The 16,003-nt window shown below is 38.1% G+C and carries 16 protein-coding genes, 1 other RNA gene and 1 other annotated feature; of the genes, 2 read left to right on the forward strand and 15 right to left on the reverse strand.

Going from position 1 to position 16,003, the window contains the following annotated elements; all coding sequences use genetic code 11:
- Nucleotides 1–11: 11 nt before the first annotated feature.
- From pheT to NHH15_RS03530, 9 genes are all read right to left on the reverse strand, one after another.
- Nucleotides 12–2,432 carry a phenylalanine--tRNA ligase subunit beta gene (pheT, locus tag NHH15_RS03490; protein ID WP_262065258.1) on the reverse strand — a complete coding sequence of 807 codons (2,421 nt, stop codon included), beginning with the start codon at nt 2,430–2,432 and terminating at the stop codon, nt 12–14.
- 14 nt (nt 2,433–2,446) lie between these two features.
- Entirely contained in the window at nt 2,447–3,466 is a 1,020-nt protein-coding gene (locus NHH15_RS03495) for a phenylalanine--tRNA ligase subunit alpha (RefSeq protein ID WP_262065259.1), read from the reverse strand.
- Between the two features lie 43 nt (nt 3,467–3,509).
- Nucleotides 3,510–3,731 (reverse strand) — a binding site (T-box leader).
- A 27-nt stretch (nt 3,732–3,758) separates the two neighbouring features.
- Nucleotides 3,759–4,604, reverse strand: a complete 846-nt coding sequence (locus NHH15_RS03500) for a YihY/virulence factor BrkB family protein (protein WP_262065260.1) — start codon at nt 4,602–4,604, stop codon at nt 3,759–3,761.
- Nucleotides 4,605–4,660: 56 nt separating this feature from the next.
- A non-coding RNA gene (gene ssrS, locus NHH15_RS03505) (6S RNA) lies at nt 4,661–4,844 on the reverse strand.
- A gap of 42 nt (nt 4,845–4,886) precedes the next feature.
- The gene (locus tag NHH15_RS03510; protein WP_262065261.1) at nt 4,887–5,219 is read right to left on the reverse strand and encodes a hypothetical protein; all 333 of its coding nucleotides are present in this window, start codon (nt 5,217–5,219) and stop codon (nt 4,887–4,889) included.
- Between the two features lie 14 nt (nt 5,220–5,233).
- Nucleotides 5,234–6,712: a threonine synthase gene (thrC, locus tag NHH15_RS03515; protein ID WP_416386571.1), complete on the reverse strand. Its 1,479-nt coding sequence runs from the start codon at nt 6,710–6,712 to the stop codon at nt 5,234–5,236.
- Nucleotides 6,712–7,206, reverse strand: a complete 495-nt coding sequence (leuD, locus tag NHH15_RS03520) for a 3-isopropylmalate dehydratase small subunit (protein ID WP_262065263.1) — start codon at nt 7,204–7,206, stop codon at nt 6,712–6,714. Before leuD ends, thrC begins: the two co-directional genes overlap by 1 nt.
- Nucleotides 7,206–8,480, reverse strand: coding sequence for a 3-isopropylmalate dehydratase large subunit (gene leuC, locus NHH15_RS03525; RefSeq protein WP_262065264.1), 1,275 nt, complete (start codon nt 8,478–8,480; stop codon nt 7,206–7,208). The genes leuD and leuC overlap by 1 nt, the downstream gene beginning before the upstream one ends.
- Nucleotides 8,481–8,548: 68 nt before the next feature.
- Complete coding sequence (locus NHH15_RS03530; RefSeq protein WP_262065265.1) at nt 8,549–9,322, reverse strand: putative ABC transporter permease; 774 nt, start codon at nt 9,320–9,322, stop codon at nt 8,549–8,551.
- 119 nt (nt 9,323–9,441) lie between these two features.
- Here NHH15_RS03530 and NHH15_RS03535 point away from each other — a divergent pair, with 119 nt between their 5' ends.
- Entirely contained in the window at nt 9,442–9,672 is a 231-nt protein-coding gene (locus NHH15_RS03535; RefSeq protein WP_262065266.1) for a FeoA family protein, read from the forward strand.
- Nucleotides 9,669–11,711 carry a ferrous iron transport protein B gene (feoB, locus tag NHH15_RS03540; protein WP_262065267.1) on the forward strand — a complete coding sequence of 681 codons (2,043 nt, stop codon included), beginning with the start codon at nt 9,669–9,671 and terminating at the stop codon, nt 11,709–11,711. The genes NHH15_RS03535 and feoB overlap by 4 nt, the downstream gene beginning before the upstream one ends.
- 55 nt (nt 11,712–11,766) lie before the next feature.
- Here the strand turns inward: feoB and NHH15_RS03545 are convergent, their stop codons facing one another.
- From NHH15_RS03545 to NHH15_RS03570, 6 genes are all read right to left on the reverse strand, one after another.
- Nucleotides 11,767–12,609 carry a PHP domain-containing protein gene (locus tag NHH15_RS03545; RefSeq protein ID WP_262065268.1) on the reverse strand — a complete coding sequence of 281 codons (843 nt, stop codon included), beginning with the start codon at nt 12,607–12,609 and terminating at the stop codon, nt 11,767–11,769.
- Between the two features lie 88 nt (nt 12,610–12,697).
- A complete protein-coding gene (locus tag NHH15_RS03550; RefSeq protein WP_262065269.1) occupies nt 12,698–13,432 on the reverse strand; it encodes an ABC-2 transporter permease in 735 nt (244 codons plus the stop codon).
- Nucleotides 13,433–13,520: 88 nt separating this feature from the next.
- Nucleotides 13,521–13,817: a DUF6465 family protein gene (locus NHH15_RS03555; protein ID WP_262065270.1), complete on the reverse strand. Its 297-nt coding sequence runs from the start codon at nt 13,815–13,817 to the stop codon at nt 13,521–13,523.
- 65 nt (nt 13,818–13,882) lie between these two features.
- Nucleotides 13,883–14,215, reverse strand: a complete 333-nt coding sequence (locus NHH15_RS03560; protein WP_262065271.1) for a cupin domain-containing protein — start codon at nt 14,213–14,215, stop codon at nt 13,883–13,885.
- 36 nt (nt 14,216–14,251) lie between these two features.
- Nucleotides 14,252–15,301: an aromatic acid exporter family protein gene (locus NHH15_RS03565; protein WP_262065272.1), complete on the reverse strand. Its 1,050-nt coding sequence runs from the start codon at nt 15,299–15,301 to the stop codon at nt 14,252–14,254.
- A 66-nt stretch (nt 15,302–15,367) separates the two neighbouring features.
- Nucleotides 15,368–16,000 (reverse strand): cytidylate kinase-like family protein, encoded by a 633-nt coding sequence (locus NHH15_RS03570; protein ID WP_262065273.1) that lies wholly within the window; start codon nt 15,998–16,000, stop codon nt 15,368–15,370.
- Between the last annotated feature and the right edge of the window lie 3 nt (nt 16,001–16,003).

The raw sequence follows: 16,003 nt of genomic DNA on the forward strand, positions 1-16,003 counted from the left end.
TTACCTCTTTCCTATTTACGGAGAGAAATTCCCAGCGCCTCCAGAGATTGCAGGATTTTTTCCATTGCTTTTGCTATTTCTTTGTCTTCCAAGGTTTTTTCTTTGCCTCTAAACACAATAGAATAAGCAACCGACTTATATCCCTTTTCGACTTGCTCTCCTTCATAGAGATCAAAAAGCTTATAGCTTTCCAGATATTTTCCACCATTGCTTTCAATAATCTTTTCGACTTCTCCAACCATAATCTCTTTTTTCATTACCATGCTGATGTCTCTTGTTATTGCTGGAAATCTTGGTATTCCTTCATATTTTTTCTCAAATGATGCCTTTTCCTCAATGAAAGGCATATCAATGACCATCACATAGGTTTTTTCACCAATACCATAAGAATCTGCCACTTCTGGATGTACCTCTCCCAAATAACCAACGACTTGATTCTGGTATAGAATGTTTGCCTGACGACCTGGATGAAGATACGGAATATTAGAGTCTGGGGAGTAAGTTTCCCGTTCCTTTAATCCCACCTTTTCCATAAAAGTCTCTGCGACTCCTTTCATAGAAAAGAAATCTCCTACTCCATACATGCCTAATGTAAACTGCATTCTCTCATCTGGAAGCTCATTTTTATCAAGATCTCTTGGAATATAAATATTCCCTAGCTCATAAAGACGTACATCCTTATTTCTACGATTATAATTGGTTGCCAATGAAGTGAGCATACCATTTAAAGGCGTCGTGCGCATAATACTATAGTCTTCCCCCAATGGATTCGAAATCTTAATCCCATTTCTTAATGTTGAATCTTCTGGAATCAAAAGCTTATCAAATACCTTAGGGCTTTCGAAGGAATAACACATGCCTTGACTAAACCCACATGCTTCTGCTACATCTTTTGCAACTTCTTCAACTCGAAGTTTAAAGGAAATCTTTCCGATTGTAGACTCACCTTTTGGAAGAGTAGTTGGTATTTTGTCATATCCATAAAATCTTGCAACTTCTTCTGCCAAGTCTGCCAATCTTTCAATATCCTGCCGGAAGCTTGGTACCATGATTTCTTTCGTATCAGGATTGTATACAAGGTCAATTTTATCCAGTATATCAATCATATCCTCTTCTGCTATATCTGTTCCCAGCATTTCGTTAATCTTTTTCCCGTCAAAAGGTACGGTAATCTGTTTGCTTTCTCCACTGTACACATCTACGATACCAGACAAAGCCACACCTGCCCCCAACTCTTCTACTAATTGACAAGCTCTGTTTACCGCATCCACAGCAGAGGCAGGATCCAGTCCTTTTTCAAATTTTCCAGAAGCATCTGTACGAAGACCTATTTTTTTACTGGACTTTCTGATATTTGTTCCATTAAAGCAGGCTGCCTCAAACAATACCGTTTTAACCTCTTCGGTAATCATTGTGTTTTCTCCACCCATAATTCCGGCAATGCCAATTGGTTTTTCGGCATCACAAATCATTAGCATGGTTTCATCCAGCTCTCTTTCTTGTCCATCCAGGGTTACAAACTTCTCACCATTCTTCGCTGTTTTCACAATGATTTTTCCGCCTTCAATAGTGCTTAAATCATAAGCATGCATGGGCTGTCCATATTCTTCCATAATGTAATTGGTGATATCCACAAGGTTATTTATTGGTCTAATACCAACGGATACCAAGCGCTCTCTCAGCCATTTTGGAGATGGACCAATCTTAATATCCTTGGCAACTCTGGCACAGAATCTTGGGCATAGCTCCTTATTTTCCACCTGGATTTTAATAGACTCATTTACATCTTCACCATTTCCGGTTTCCTTGATTTCCGGCAAATGAAATTCTTTATTAAATGTGGCAGCACTTTCTCTTGCCAACCCGATGATACTGTAACAGTCCACACGATTTGATGTAACTTCGAACTCAAAGACCACATCATCAAGACCTAAGTACTGAATAGCCGATTCCCCTACTGGAGCATCCTCTGGCAATATATATACTCCATCCTCAGGAGCATCCGGGAACATCTCTTTTGTGGATCCCAGCTCTTCAATGGAACACATCATTCCAAAGCTTTCAACACCTCTTAATTTCCCTTTCTTAATTTTGATTCCTCCTGCAACTTTTGCTCCTGGTTCATGTCCGCCGGCAACTCTTCCGCCAACTAAAACCACTGGAATCTTATCTCCTTCCTTTACATTTGGAGCTCCTGTAACGATTTGAATGATTTCATCTCCTACGTTAACCTGGCAAACAACCAATTTATCTGCATCTGGGTGTTTCTCAATCTTTTCAATCTGAGCAACTACAATTTTTTCCAAATCCTTGTCATGCTCTTCATATCCTTCTACCTTCGTTCCAGACAGTGTCATTGCATCTGTATACTTTCTTGGTGTAACCTCTAAATCTGGCACATATGCCTTTATCCATGATAATGATGTATTCATTTATTCATTTCCTCCTAAAACTGTTTTAAAAAGCGAATGTCGTTTTCATAAAGCAAACGCATGTCATCAATTTCGTATTTTAAAAGCGCAATACGCTCTAGTCCAACACCGAAAGCAAACCCGGAATATTCATTTGGATCAATGTTACACATCTCCAGTACACGGGGGTGAACCATTCCGCATCCAAGAATTTCAATCCATCCCGTTCCCTTACAGAAACGACAGCCTTCTCCACCACATTTGAAGCAAGAAACATCTACTTCTGCACTTGGCTCTGTAAACTGGAAGTGGTGAGGACGAAACTTCGTCTTTGTCTCTTCCCCAAAGAGTTCTTTTGCAAAAACCTCAAGTGTTCCTTTTAAGTCTGCAAAAGAGACCTTCTTGTCTACAACAAGACCTTCAATCTGATGGAAGGATGGTGAATGAGTAGCATCTACTTCATCTGATCTAAAAACTCTTCCCGGTGCAATCATACGAATCGGGAGCTTCCCTTGTTCCATCACTCTGGCTTGTACAGGGGAAGTCTGTGTTCTTAACACAATTTCCGGATTAATAAAGAAAGTGTCTTGTTCATCTTTGGCTGGATGATCTGCCGGTATGTTTAATTTTTCAAAGTTGTAAAGGTCATATTCTACTTCCGGTCCCTCTACAACCTCATATCCCATCCCAACAAAGATTCTCTCCACCTCTTCCAAAGCTATCGTGTTTGGATGTCTGTGGCCAATCATATTTTTCTTAGAAGGCAGGGTTACATCAATAACCTCTTTTTTCATTTGCTCTGCTCTTCTTGCTTTTTCCATTTCGGTTTTTGCATAATCTAAAGCATGTTCAATAATCTCTCTTGATTCATTCACTAATTGTCCAACTTTAGGTCTCTCTTCTTTCGCTACATCCTTCATACCTTTTAAAACAGCTGTCAATTCACCTTTTTTCCCAAGGTACTTAATACGAACATCATTTAAGGTCTCTGGCGTCACTGATTCTTCAATCAATTGTATTGCTTCTTCCTGCAATTTTTTCAACTTTTCTTTCATAATTTACTTCCTTTCTACATAAAAAACGTCCCTTATCTTAAAGATAAGGGACGAGTATTTCTCGCGGTACCACCCTAGTTCCTGCAACTTTCACAGACACTCATGATATGCATAACGTGCACCAAACGGCATTTCCTACTTCTTTTCAAAAATGCGGCTCACACGGGAAATTCAATCATCGTTTGAACCTAAGAAGTCTTACAGCCTACGAACTTCTCTCTCTTCTGGAAAACGAATCTTTACTTTGCGTGGTCACAGCCTTTATATACTTAGTTATTTTAACACAGCACTTTTAATTGTCAAGCTCCTTTTTTGTTTCTTCCTCTGCCTTTGGAAACCACAGAACATTGAGCTCTGCACCCAGTAAAATACAATACATACAAAAATACATCCACAGCATGATTAAAATGATGGTGGTCAGACTTCCATACATGGATGCAAACCCTTTAAATATATCTAAATATATTGAAAAGACTGTTGAAATAGTAATCCATCCAATGGTTGTAAAAACTGCTCCCGGCAATTCAAATCGCAGTTTCGTTTTCCTGTTTGGTAAAAACGAAAAAATAAGCAGTGTAAAGGCCAGCACAATAATGGGCGTCAAAAGACTCTGTGCTTGCAAAATCTTTTCAATTGCCTGCTCCATAAATGGAGCATGACTAATGATGAAATCTTTTAATGAGCGACCAAACACCGAAACAACTAGTATCAACACAAAGATAAATATGAAAAACACCGTATATACACCGGCTCTTAATCTTATATAAACATAACTTCTCGTTTCCTTCGTGGTATATACATTATTCAATCCTGTACTAACGGCCATAACACCCCTTGCAGCTGACCATACCGCCGCAATTACCGTAAAGGGAATGGTAGTCAGGGATTGATTGTACACCTGGTTCACCATAGAGGTAACCAGACTGGAAACCGAGTCTGGAAAAAGCTGTAACAACAAAGACAGAATATCTCTTTTCGTTAACGGTGTATATTTTACCATTGTAAATAGAAGCAGAATAATTGGAATCATACAGATCACAAAAAAGAAAGCGGACTGTGCTGCAAAAGCCCCCACCTTATGTTCCTCAACATTTTCTATGAATTTCACAACATTTTTCTTGATTTTTTTTCCGTTCATCATCTCATCCTAAACAAAAGGCAGTCGCGTTTAAAACGACTGCCTTATATTCTTTGATAGTCCCCAAAATGCCGGCTCCTATATTTTGACTCCTAGCTACTGCTAGGTGGGTATCCGCATCCGTTTTTCTGTCTTCCGCCTACTCAATGAGCGGCCTGACATATTACGGAGATAATAGGGTTCCCGTTTAAAGTTTTGTAGGTTCAAAATAATAGAAGTTATCGTGCATTCCAGGTTCTAACTACATTATACTATTCAAAGTCCAATTCATCAACCAATTTCTTAAAGGAACTCCTTGGTCCATTTTCGAATTAAAATAAGAAAAACAATTACAGAAAATACCGATACAAAATACAAAATAATATTCAATGTCTTTAAATTTCCTGTTTGGGAATTGTATAAGTCGCATGCCCCTGCTAAGGTAACCACAATACCTAAAATCAAGAGAGGTATAGAGGTTCTCCTTATATATTCATCCTTGTTTTTAATTTTACTAATATCTGCGTTTTTGGGTAACAAAACGTAATTTTCCAAATTCCCTTGAACCCTTGCTTTATAAAAACTATAAATACAGTACAAACCACACAATAAAGTAATAACACCAAAAAATTCCATTGATTCGCTCTCCCTTAAATATCCAAGATTTCTTTTGTAATAGCTTCCATCTGATCTGCTTTACACACCTTGTCATGAAGTGGCTTCGCATCTAAGATTTCTTTAATTGCTTCTGGAAGAGCCACTCCGGATATCTTGTGAAGTTCTTCAAGGAGCTCAAACTCATCTTCATTTCCATACTTTTTATCAATCGCACTCATTACACTCTTTACAAACTTATAAGGACTTGCCGTAGATGCAATTACAGTTTTCTTGTCTGTAGCTTCCTTCTTACCAACAAAAGAAGCGACTGCTGTATGGGTATCTAACACATATCCACACTCTTCATAAACTCTTTTAATCTCTTCATTGGTATCTTCTTCTGTAGCATAACCGCCGATAAAATCTTGCAGCTTTTCTCTCATCTCTGGCGTAATGGTGTATGCACCCGTTACTTTAAGCTCTGCCATTAAAGAACGAACTTTTTCTGCATCCTGTCCTGCAATTAAATAAAGGAGTCTCTCCAGATTACTGGAAATCAAAATATCCATTGATGGGGATGATGTTAATAAAAACTCTCTGTTTCGATCATAGGTTCCTGTCGAAAAGAAATCAAAAAGTACTTTGTTTTCATTCGATGCACAAATGAGTTTATCAATCGGAAGCCCCATTTCCTTCCCGTAGTATGCTGCAAGGATATTCCCAAAATTTCCTGTAGGTACTACAACATTAATTTTCTCACCCTCTTGGATTTCTCCTGTCTTCAACAAATTTGCATAGGCATATACGTAATAAACAATTTGTGGAACCAACCGTCCAATATTAATTGAATTCGCTGAAGAAAACTGGTATCCCTTTTCTTCTAGTTCTGCATTTAATCTCGTGTCCTCAAACATAGTTTTCACACCAGTTTGTGCCATATCAAAGTTTCCTTCAATTGCCACTACATCTACATTTTTACCCTTTTGAGTAAGCATCTGCATTTCTTGCACTTTACTGACTCCATCCTTGGGATAAAACACGATAATTCTTGTCTGTTCAACATCTGCAAAGCCTGCCATTGCCGCCTTACCAGTATCTCCAGAGGTAGCAGCTAAAATCACAATTTCTTTCTTCACCATATTCTTCTTTGCTGAAGTCGTTAATAGATGAGGCAAAATCGAAAGTGCCATATCTTTAAATGCAATAGTTGCTCCGTGAAAAAGTTCAAGATAATAAGCTCCTGCCGCCTTTTTAATCGGTGCAATTTCTGGTGTATCAAATTTTTGATCATAAGCCTTTGTAATACAGTCCTTCAACTCTTCCTCTGTAAAGTCTGTTAAATATAGCTTCATCACTTCGTAAGCCACTTCTTGATAGGTAGAATTTTTAAGTTTTTCAATATCCACATCCAGCTTCGGAATCTCTTTCGGAACAAATAGTCCTCCATCAAAAGCCAATCCTTTTAGAATTGCCTGAGAGGCCGATACACTCACCTTATTGTCTCTTGTACTCGTATAATTCATTGCTTTCATTACCTTTCTGAATTCTCATTCGTATAGTTCACCAACCCACCGGCTGCAATCAATTTCTGCATAAACTCTGGAAAAGGCTGTCCTTTGTACTCTTTGTTTTGTGTAAGATTATAAATGATTCCTTTATCAAAGTCCACTTCAACTTCATCTCCATTTTGAATGTCTTCTGAAGCTTCCTTAGATTCTATGATTGGTAATCCTATATTAATTGAATTACGGTAAAAGATGCGGGCAAAGGTTTCTGCGATTACACAGCTTACACCAGCTTCCTTTAACGCAAGTGGTGCATGCTCTCTGGAAGAGCCACAACCAAAGTTCTTAAGAGCCACAACCATATCACCCTTTTGCACTTTACCTGCGAATTCCGGGTCAATATCTACCATAACATGCTCTGCAAGTTCTTTCCCATCAAAAGAGTTTAAATAACGTGCCGGGATAATAACATCCGTATCCACATTGTCTCCATATTTAAATACTTGTCCTTTTGCATTCATTATCTTCCACCTACTTTCTCCGGATTTGCAATGCATCCTGCAATTGCACTTGCTGCTGCCACCTCCGGTGACGCAAGATAAATCAATGAATCTACATGTCCCATACGTCCTACAAAATTACGGTTAGTAGTCGATACACACTTCTCTCCTGCTGCTAAAACCCCCATATGTCCTCCCATACACGGCCCACAGCTCGGTGTATTAAAGGTTGCTCCTGCGTCAATGAAAATATCTACCAGCCCTTCTTTCAAGCAATCTTTTACAATCTGCTGCGTTGCAGGAATGACCATTACCCGGACATCTTTATGTACTTGATTTCCTTTTAAGATTGCCGCTGCTTTTCTCATATCCTCCATACGTCCATTTGTACAAGAACCAATTACAACTTGATCAATCTTGATCGGCTCCATCTTTTCAACTTCATCAATTGTTTTTGCGTTGCCCGGCAAATGTGGAAAAGCTACTGTAGGTCGTACCTTCGCCAAATCAATCTCTACTACTCTATCATAACAGGCATCTTCATCTGCCTCATATATTTTATACTTTTTCGTCGTGTGGGCATCCAAATATTCCTTTGCCAGATCATCTACCGGGAATATTCCATTTTTAGCTCCTGCTTCAATCGCCATATTTGCCATTGTAAAACGGTCGTCCATAGACAAATGAGCAATTCCGTCACCTGTAAACTCCATCGAACTGTACAGGGCTCCATCTACACCAATCTCTCCAATAATATGAATAATAATATCTTTTCCACTAATAAATTGAGAAGGCTTGTTCTTTAAAACAAATTTAATCCCTCCCGGAACTTTGAACCATAATCTTCCAGTTGCCATGCCCGTTGCAATGTCTGTGGTTCCAACTCCTGTTGAAAAAGCTCCTAATGCACCATAAGTACAAGTGTGAGAATCCGCACCGATAATACACTCTCCTGCAACCGTAATTCCTTTTTCTGGAAGGATTGCATGTTCAATTCCCATCTGTCCAATTTCAAAATAATGGGTAAGCTCCTGCTCTTTTGCAAATTCTCTCAAGGATTTTGAATTTTCTGCAGACTTTATATCTTTATTGGGTGTAAAGTGATCTGGAACTAAAACCACCTTATCTTTATCAAATACTTTTTTTGCCATTTGGTTAAAAACAGGTATCGCCATTGGCCCTGTAATATCATTTGCCATTACAACATCCAGGTCTGCCATAATTAATTGGCCGGCTTCTACTGTGTCTAGTCCGGCATGATCTGCCAATATCTTCTGTGTCATTGTCATTCCCATCGGATCTTATTCCTCCTTCTATTTCCTACGAGCTATTCTACCATAAAGCTTATTTTTAACGCAACAAATTACCTAAAGTCCTTAAGATTCATCAATTTTCCCTTTAAATCATTGAGTCTTTCCTTATACTTTCTGGACTCAATCTTTGGAAAGGCTCTTAGCATACGTTTCTGTAAGAAGCTTCCCTTACTTTCATTTTGATAGTCTTCTCTTAGTTTCTTTATTTTTTCTTGAAGCTCTACAGTATCCATAACCTTCTCATATATATTTTCTCCTAGTTTGTCTGATAATTCATGCAAATCCTTTGCGATACGGTTCATACGCTCCAGTTTCTTGTTCAGTTTCGAAACAGCAATAGTGGTCACTACAATATCACTGATTAATAGTCCACCCAAAACCAACAACAATACTATAACTACTGTCCTTGGAATCCGCTGTACTAATCCTCGAATCAGAGGATGTATCCCTTTTATAATGAAAACACAAGCCCCTCCCCACAAAACAGAAAATGGCAAACATACGTATCCACCAATATTAAAAGGCAAGGTTGAATAATCCCACCATTTATGGTGAAATAACTTATCCATCAAAAAACCGGTCAGCAGCTCAAGGACTGTTACCAGTACAGCAGAAAACAAATACAAAAGCAGTACTTGCTGTTCTAATGAACTTGCTAAAAGTACTACGCTTGTCACTCCCACACCGTAAATCGGACATATTGGTCCGTTTAAAAAACCTCTGTTTACAAATCTTTTTTCTTTAAATCCAGCAAATGCCACTTCCGTACACCAGCCCAGAAATCCATAAATAAAAAAGTATAATAAGCACTCATACACTCTCATAATTTTCAACTCTCCATTCTATCTTCTCTAGTATACTTATGTTTGCCATAGCCGTCAAATGATGATATATTAATTTCATTAAAGATAATTATTATCATTTGAGATTGGAGTAATATTGTATGACATTGAAACAAGGAAAAAGTAATCAGTCCTACTTCGTAACAAATATTTCTTTAGAATTGAATTTGATGCGTAGGCTGGAGGCTCTGGGGTTAACTCAGGGAACTCGGATTCTCATTTTGAATAATGAGAAAAAAGGTTCTCTAACTGTGAAATTTCGTGGAACAAGATTTGCAATAGGGAAACATATTGCCCAAAACATAGAAGTATCGGAGGAAAGTCAATTATGAGTACGCAACTGAATGTTGGTTTTGTGGGGAACCCTAATTGCGGGAAAACCACTCTTTTTAATGCCTATACCGGAGCGAACTTAAAGGTTGCCAACTGGCCCGGTGTTACTGTTGAAAAAAAGGAGGGGAAAACAACTTTTGAAAACGAAACTTATCGTCTGATTGACCTTCCTGGTATCTATTCACTTTCTTCCTACACGATTGAAGAAAGTGTTTCCAGAGATGTCATCCTATCAGATGATATTGATGTCATCGTAAATGTGGTAGATGCCTCTTCTTTGGAGCGAAATCTCTATTTAACCCTACAGTTAATTGAACTGGGAAAACCAGTGGTAGTGGCTCTAAATATGATGGACATTGTGAAGGAACGAGGTATGGAGCTGGATTTGCATCGCCTGCCTGAAATGATTGGGGTTCCAACCATTCCCGTATCTGCTACCAAAAAAAGAGGACTTTCTATTCTCATGCATGCGGTTGCTCACCACAAGGACAAAAAAACTCTTGGTCCTCTTGTTCATCACCATGGTGGAAGCGAAAGTCATCCACACGACCATCATCGGGAGTATGCCATGGTATACAGTGATGAAATCGAAGATAAAATTGATATACTGACCAAAGAATTGAAAAAAATTTATCCTGATTCCAGCAATTACCGTTGGCTTTCTCTTAAATATTTAGAGGCTGATAAAAAGATTAAAAATCAATACCCTCTTTCACTTCCTCCTGGTTTTGACGAAGGAAATGAAAAAGAGATTATTAAGGAAAAATATGATTTTATTGAAGAAATTGTTGACGAAGTCGTTGCAAATAAGAGTGAAAAAACTGCTCGAACCGATAAGATCGACCACTATCTCACTAGCAAGTGGCTCGGACTGCCCATTTTCTTAGGTGTAATGGCACTGGTTTTCTTTTTTACCTTTACTATTGGAGATTGGTTAAAAGGATATTTTGAAATCGGACTAGAGGCTTTTTCTGATATGACCATAAAAGGATTAACTGCGATTCACACCAGTCCTTTGCTGACCTCTTTATTGGTAGATGGAATCATTGGCGGTGTAGGTGGAATTCTAACCTTCCTTCCCAACATTGTCATTCTATTTATTGCTCTTGCTTTTTTAGAAGACAGCGGTTACATGGCACGAGTGGCCTTTGTAATGGATGACATTATGTCTTTCTTAGGCCTTTCCGGGAGAGCTTTTTTACCCATGGTACTTGGCTTTGGCTGTACGGTACCTGCTGTAATGGCGACCCGTGCATTAGAAACAAAGAAAGACCGGGTAAAAACCATTTTGGTTACACCTTTTATGTCATGCAGTGCAAAACTTCCCGTCTATGTTTTATTTTCCTCTATGTTTTTTGGAAGAAATGCAATGTTTGTCAGTTACTCTCTCTACGTGTTGGGGATTGCACTTGCGATTGTGACCTCTTTTGTCCTTTCAAAAATTGATGGCACAAAAGCAACCCATTCTCTCCTCATTGAGCTTCCAGAATACAAATCCCCTAACATTCGAACGATTACAATCTATGTTTGGGAAAAAGTAAAAGATTACCTTACAAAGGCTGGTACCGTTATTTTTGTGGCCTCTATCCTTCTGTGGATTCTACTAAACTTTGGTATGACAGGATATGTTACAGATGTCTCCCAAAGTCTGGCTGCTTCAATTGGTAAAATACTTGTTCCTGTCTTTAAACCAACAGGACTTGGTCATTGGCAAATTATCGTGGCTCTTATAGCCGGTCTTGCTGCAAAAGAAGTTGTCGTATCCAGTATCAGTGTTTTATTTAGTGTGTCAAATGCTACAACCGCTGCCGGGATGTCTACCTTAATTACCACCTTATCCGGGATTGGTTTCGGGAGTGTAAATGCCTATGCTTTAATGGTCTTTGTACTCTTATACATTCCTTGTACTGCCGCTGTTGCTACAATACATCGTGAACTAAAAAGCACAAAAACAACTCTCTTAATTATTACGTATCAACTTGCTGTAGCATGGTTTTTAAGCTTCCTTATTTTTCAAATTGGATCTCGCATTTTCTAGGATAAAAAGAAGGCATATGGAATCAATTTCATTCCATATGCCTTCCTATTTTTTATCATGCTTCTACTTTATATCGTTTTATACTGTGTATAAAATTTACGTCCAGTGGATCGATTGGATCAATAGGATTTTCCAGATGTCCCTTGGCTTTTCTTCTACTTCTTTTTATCAGCTCTCCCATTTTATTATATATCCAAAACGAATATATTAAGAGACTGCTTGCTTTTCCGATTTTGTCTTTTGTTGTCTTTGTATATAGGCTACCACCAGATTCCACTAAAGCACCTTGCTTAATCTGAGAAATCAGCTCTGTTTCACAAGTAACTGCTTTGGGTATATCGGTATAGGCCATTGAAACACACTCAAGTTTGTGGGCATCACTCCCTCCAAATCCTGGCTTATTATACTTTACTGCCAGCTCAAGAGCTGCATCATTTGATTCCTGGGGCTCACAGGCATTAAATGTTTCAATAAAGTCAAATTTTTCCATAATTTCCGGATGTCTCTTGTATCTCTTTGTATTGGTAATACTTAAGTACTTCTGTCCACAAGGATGAGCCGGCCCTAAGATTCCACCGTGACGGTGAACAAATTCTATCAACACTGAAACCGGTAATCCTCTGAGTTCTAAAAGTCTCATCTTAACACCTTCTGGCATAATGCAGATAATATGACCTGCATCACAAGTGTCATACTCAATACCTTTTAATACGACAAAATCTTCGTGGGCTTTTCCCGCCATATGATTCTTCCAATAGCGGTATCCCTTGTAGGTATCATGGTCTGTGATTAACATCCCCTGAAACCCTTGTTCCTTTAATTTGCCAATGTACTCATCTAAGCCTACCTTGCTGTCTATTGACCCTTCTTTTACATGACAATGCATGTCTAACCTCATTTGCAGGCCTCCTTTTTCATGTGTTTCCACTAGAAATATTATACCACACTCTTTTCGTTAATCAACGTTTCCGATTCTTATTTTTTCCTTATTCTTCATCTACAAACTTAATATCATCATCGTCGTCATCATCGTCATCTTCCAAAAGCCTCTTGGCTTTTTCCACCTCTGATTCTCTGGAGTGCTCTTGTTGTACTTCAAGGGCTCTTTTCTTCTGCTTTTTCGCAATTTTCTTGGAATGAGATAAAAACTGTACCACCATACCTAATATTATAAAAACAATTGAAATTCCATACACCAAAAAGTAGTTTTCCTGCCAGTTTAATAATATCGATCCATAGCTGCCTAATGACAAGCCTCCTGCTACTGCAGTAACAATAATAACAAATGGATCCTTAAAGATTGCCGCTAAGATTGCCAGTAAGAAAGAGGCGCCTAAACAAATCAAGAGAATCGTGATATCTTGAGGCATTAGAACAGCAAGCAAAGACAAGAATGAGTAGATGAATATCATGAAAAAGATTCCCAACCGCTCAAGTATTCCGGCTAAAACCGCAAAAATCACAATACACCCTAACCCAATAATTGCCATTACTAATTCCGTAACATCCGCAAGTGCATAAACTACTAATGCAGCAAATCCACCCACAAAAACACCTGATACTATAGAAAGAAGTCTTCGGATTCTAAAACCAAAGAAGCAAATAAAAAATGAGGCAACTATCAGCCCTATGGCAATACCCAATATCAGCTGCCCTTCTTTTACAAGTACAACTCCTGAATCAACGAACAATCGATTTATATCTTCTATAATCTTCTGCATATATATACTCCTCTTATCAATCCATCACGAGGTCATTTTTCCCCGTGATAAAAAAGACTCCTTTCTTAAAAAGAAGTCTTTTTCTAAACTAAAACGATATGGAACCTGTTTTATCACCATTAATCACATAATATACTGAGTAATCTTCAGGTTTTACATACAATTCCATCGTTTTTATATCACTTACCTTGTTTCCACTCGCTCTCCATGCCTTCTTAACATTGGCAATAATGTCTTTTTCCTTCAATTGATTGCCATAGTATTCAATCGTAGTAGAAACCTTCATTTCCTTCTTTACTGTTTTCTTGACTGTTTTTTTTGCCGGGGTCTTTTCTGTCTCTTTTGTTGCAGCTGACTTTGTGCTCTTTGATTTTACAACCATCATCTCTCCTCCTCATGCTTAACAAAATTCATGACAATTATATCATAACAGCACAAAAAATCAAATCATTAGTCTTTGATAATCAAAGCCATAAAAACCAAGTCTTCGCTTCCGCTGTTTACCATACCATGTCCACTCCCACTGGGTGTAAAGGTCACTTCTCCTGGTCCGACAGGATATGTCGTTCCATTATCATCATAAATTCCTTCACCTGAAAGAATGTAGTAGGTTTCGCTTTCTCCTTCGTGCATGTGGAATCCAAGAGATGCTCCTGGTTCAATCACAATCTCTCCGAACAAACCACATTTATCTTTCATTTCGTTTTCTGTCAGGATATTTTTTACTGAAACCTGTCCTTCCCCGCCGTGTAGATTTTGTTTAATCACTGTTGATGTTCTCATTGATGTTCTCCTTTCAACTTCCTATTATCATTTATATCATATTTGACCAGATTCTTCATCACAATTTTTATCCCAGTAGATTTTAAAATGTCGATCTTCCAAAGAATCAATAAATCTTTTCTTAAATACCAGAAATTCTTCCAGGTCCATTAAAATGTGATAAAGCTTAGCTCTTGCATCAAATTCCTCCATTGTTTTGGGCGGTTCCTGAGTATGCATTTCATCAAAAAACTGCTGCAAATGTTCAATTAATGCTTCTGGGTTCACCATCTCATGCACATGCTCTTTAATCTCTAAAATAAATTCTGCTATAATTTCCGCTTCTTCTGGCAAATTTCGGATTTTTTTCATTTCATAGTGAAGATTATGTAATACGTTTGTCTGTTTTGTTCGCATTTCAAAATAATGGATATAATAATCTGGATGAGATGCAAAAGTATTATCCTGATACTCATATGCCTCTTCCACAAAATGTGCAAGTTCTACCTCCAAATCTCTAATATCTTCCCATACATTCCTGCCAAAAGGATGCTTCAATAAATACTTCGAAAGTTCTTCTAAGATTAGTTGCATTTGCTTTTCCGTATGTCGCATTCCTTCAATAATTCTACATTTTTGTGATTCATTTGGATGAAATAAATTAATTGCAATGGCAATCGTGATTCCAATCAGCACCAAAGAAAACTCATTGGCTACCATTGTTAGACTAAAATCTTGTGACGACAAGAAATGTGTCCCAATAACCGCATTTACAGATATTGTACTTTGCAATCCTGTAACCCAGCAAATTAGTACAATAAAGAATATATAAACTCCATAGGCCATCCATGTAATTTCCAGATTCGAGAAAAGAATCCAGGCTAAAAAAGTGGCGCCTAAAAATGTAAGGACTCTAAATAAAGATAATTTCAAAGTCTCCCATTTCGTTGTTACAATTGTCAATAACGTAATAATTCCTGCCGACGAGGCAAATTGTAATTCTACTGCTTCCGCAATATAAATAGCTAAAAAGCTTCCTATTGCTATTTTTAATGCTAATAAAACTTTTTTTCTAAACTTAACTTTTTCCTTTTTATTTTCTTGCATTCTTCGCCTTTCCTATTTGAAAGGGCTGCTGCGAAATCTCTGCCTTTGCAACAGCCCTTCGGTTCACTATGTTCTCTTTTTCATTCCTTCATAAATGTCACAAAGGACATCTACTGTCTTCTCTATTCCCAGCTTGCTGCTGTTTAACATGATCTGATGAGTTCCCAGTTCACCCCAGCTGCCTCCTGTGTATCTTGCATAATAGGTTTCTCTTTGCTTGTCAATTTTCTTCATTCGATCGAGAGCCTTTCGCTCTGTAAGCTTATAAAGCTTTGCAACTCGAAGCACTCGGTCTTCTTTGTCTCCGTGAATAAATACATTGAGACAGTTTGGGTTATCCTTTAGTACATAGTCTCCACAACGTCCAACAATAACACAAGAGCCTCGATCTGCTAAATCCTTGATAATCCCTGATTGAACCTCAAACATTTGGTCACTCAAAGGAGGCATGTACTCTTCCTGGCTCATATATGTCACATATTCCGCTGGAGAAATTAAATACGTTGCCAAAAACTTGTTGAGTGTGGTTTCATCTACCTCTTTCGCTGTATCTTCGCTGATTTCAAGCTTTTCCGCCGCCATTCGAACTAGGTTTTTGTCATAAAGTGGTATGTTGAGCCTCGTTGCAACTTGATTGCCAATTTCATGTCCCCCGCTGCCAAACTGACGTCCTATTGTAAGAACAACATGATTTTTCATCTG

The organism is Aequitasia blattaphilus (assembly GCF_024721305.1).
Taxonomy (GTDB): Bacteria; Bacillota; Clostridia; order Lachnospirales; family Lachnospiraceae; genus Aequitasia; species Aequitasia blattaphila.

What these genes read in the sequence shown, in the direction of transcription:
- pheT (WP_262065258.1), bottom strand. Translation starts at nt 2,432, where the DNA reads ATGAATACATCATTATCATGGATAAAGGCATATGTGCCAGATTTAGAG.
- NHH15_RS03495 (WP_262065259.1), bottom strand. Translation starts at nt 3,466, where the DNA reads ATGAAAGAAAAGTTGAAAAAATTGCAGGAAGAAGCAATACAATTGATT.
- NHH15_RS03500 (WP_262065260.1), bottom strand. Translation starts at nt 4,604, where the DNA reads ATGAACGGAAAAAAAATCAAGAAAAATGTTGTGAAATTCATAGAAAAT.
- NHH15_RS03510 (WP_262065261.1), bottom strand. Translation starts at nt 5,219, where the DNA reads ATGGAATTTTTTGGTGTTATTACTTTATTGTGTGGTTTGTACTGTATT.
- thrC (WP_416386571.1), bottom strand. Translation starts at nt 6,712, where the DNA reads ATGAAAGCAATGAATTATACGAGTACAAGAGACAATAAGGTGAGTGTA.
- leuD (WP_262065263.1), bottom strand. Translation starts at nt 7,206, where the DNA reads ATGAATGCAAAAGGACAAGTATTTAAATATGGAGACAATGTGGATACG.
- leuC (WP_262065264.1), bottom strand. Translation starts at nt 8,480, where the DNA reads ATGGGAATGACAATGACACAGAAGATATTGGCAGATCATGCCGGACTA.
- NHH15_RS03530 (WP_262065265.1), bottom strand. Translation starts at nt 9,322, where the DNA reads ATGAGAGTGTATGAGTGCTTATTATACTTTTTTATTTATGGATTTCTG.
- NHH15_RS03535 (WP_262065266.1), top strand. Translation starts at nt 9,442, where the DNA reads ATGACATTGAAACAAGGAAAAAGTAATCAGTCCTACTTCGTAACAAAT.
- feoB (WP_262065267.1), top strand. Translation starts at nt 9,669, where the DNA reads ATGAGTACGCAACTGAATGTTGGTTTTGTGGGGAACCCTAATTGCGGG.
- NHH15_RS03545 (WP_262065268.1), bottom strand. Translation starts at nt 12,609, where the DNA reads ATGAGGTTAGACATGCATTGTCATGTAAAAGAAGGGTCAATAGACAGC.
- NHH15_RS03550 (WP_262065269.1), bottom strand. Translation starts at nt 13,432, where the DNA reads ATGCAGAAGATTATAGAAGATATAAATCGATTGTTCGTTGATTCAGGA.
- NHH15_RS03555 (WP_262065270.1), bottom strand. Translation starts at nt 13,817, where the DNA reads ATGATGGTTGTAAAATCAAAGAGCACAAAGTCAGCTGCAACAAAAGAG.
- NHH15_RS03560 (WP_262065271.1), bottom strand. Translation starts at nt 14,215, where the DNA reads ATGAGAACATCAACAGTGATTAAACAAAATCTACACGGCGGGGAAGGA.
- NHH15_RS03565 (WP_262065272.1), bottom strand. Translation starts at nt 15,301, where the DNA reads ATGCAAGAAAATAAAAAGGAAAAAGTTAAGTTTAGAAAAAAAGTTTTA.
- NHH15_RS03570 (WP_262065273.1), bottom strand. Translation starts at nt 16,000, where the DNA reads ATGAAAAATCATGTTGTTCTTACAATAGGACGTCAGTTTGGCAGCGGG.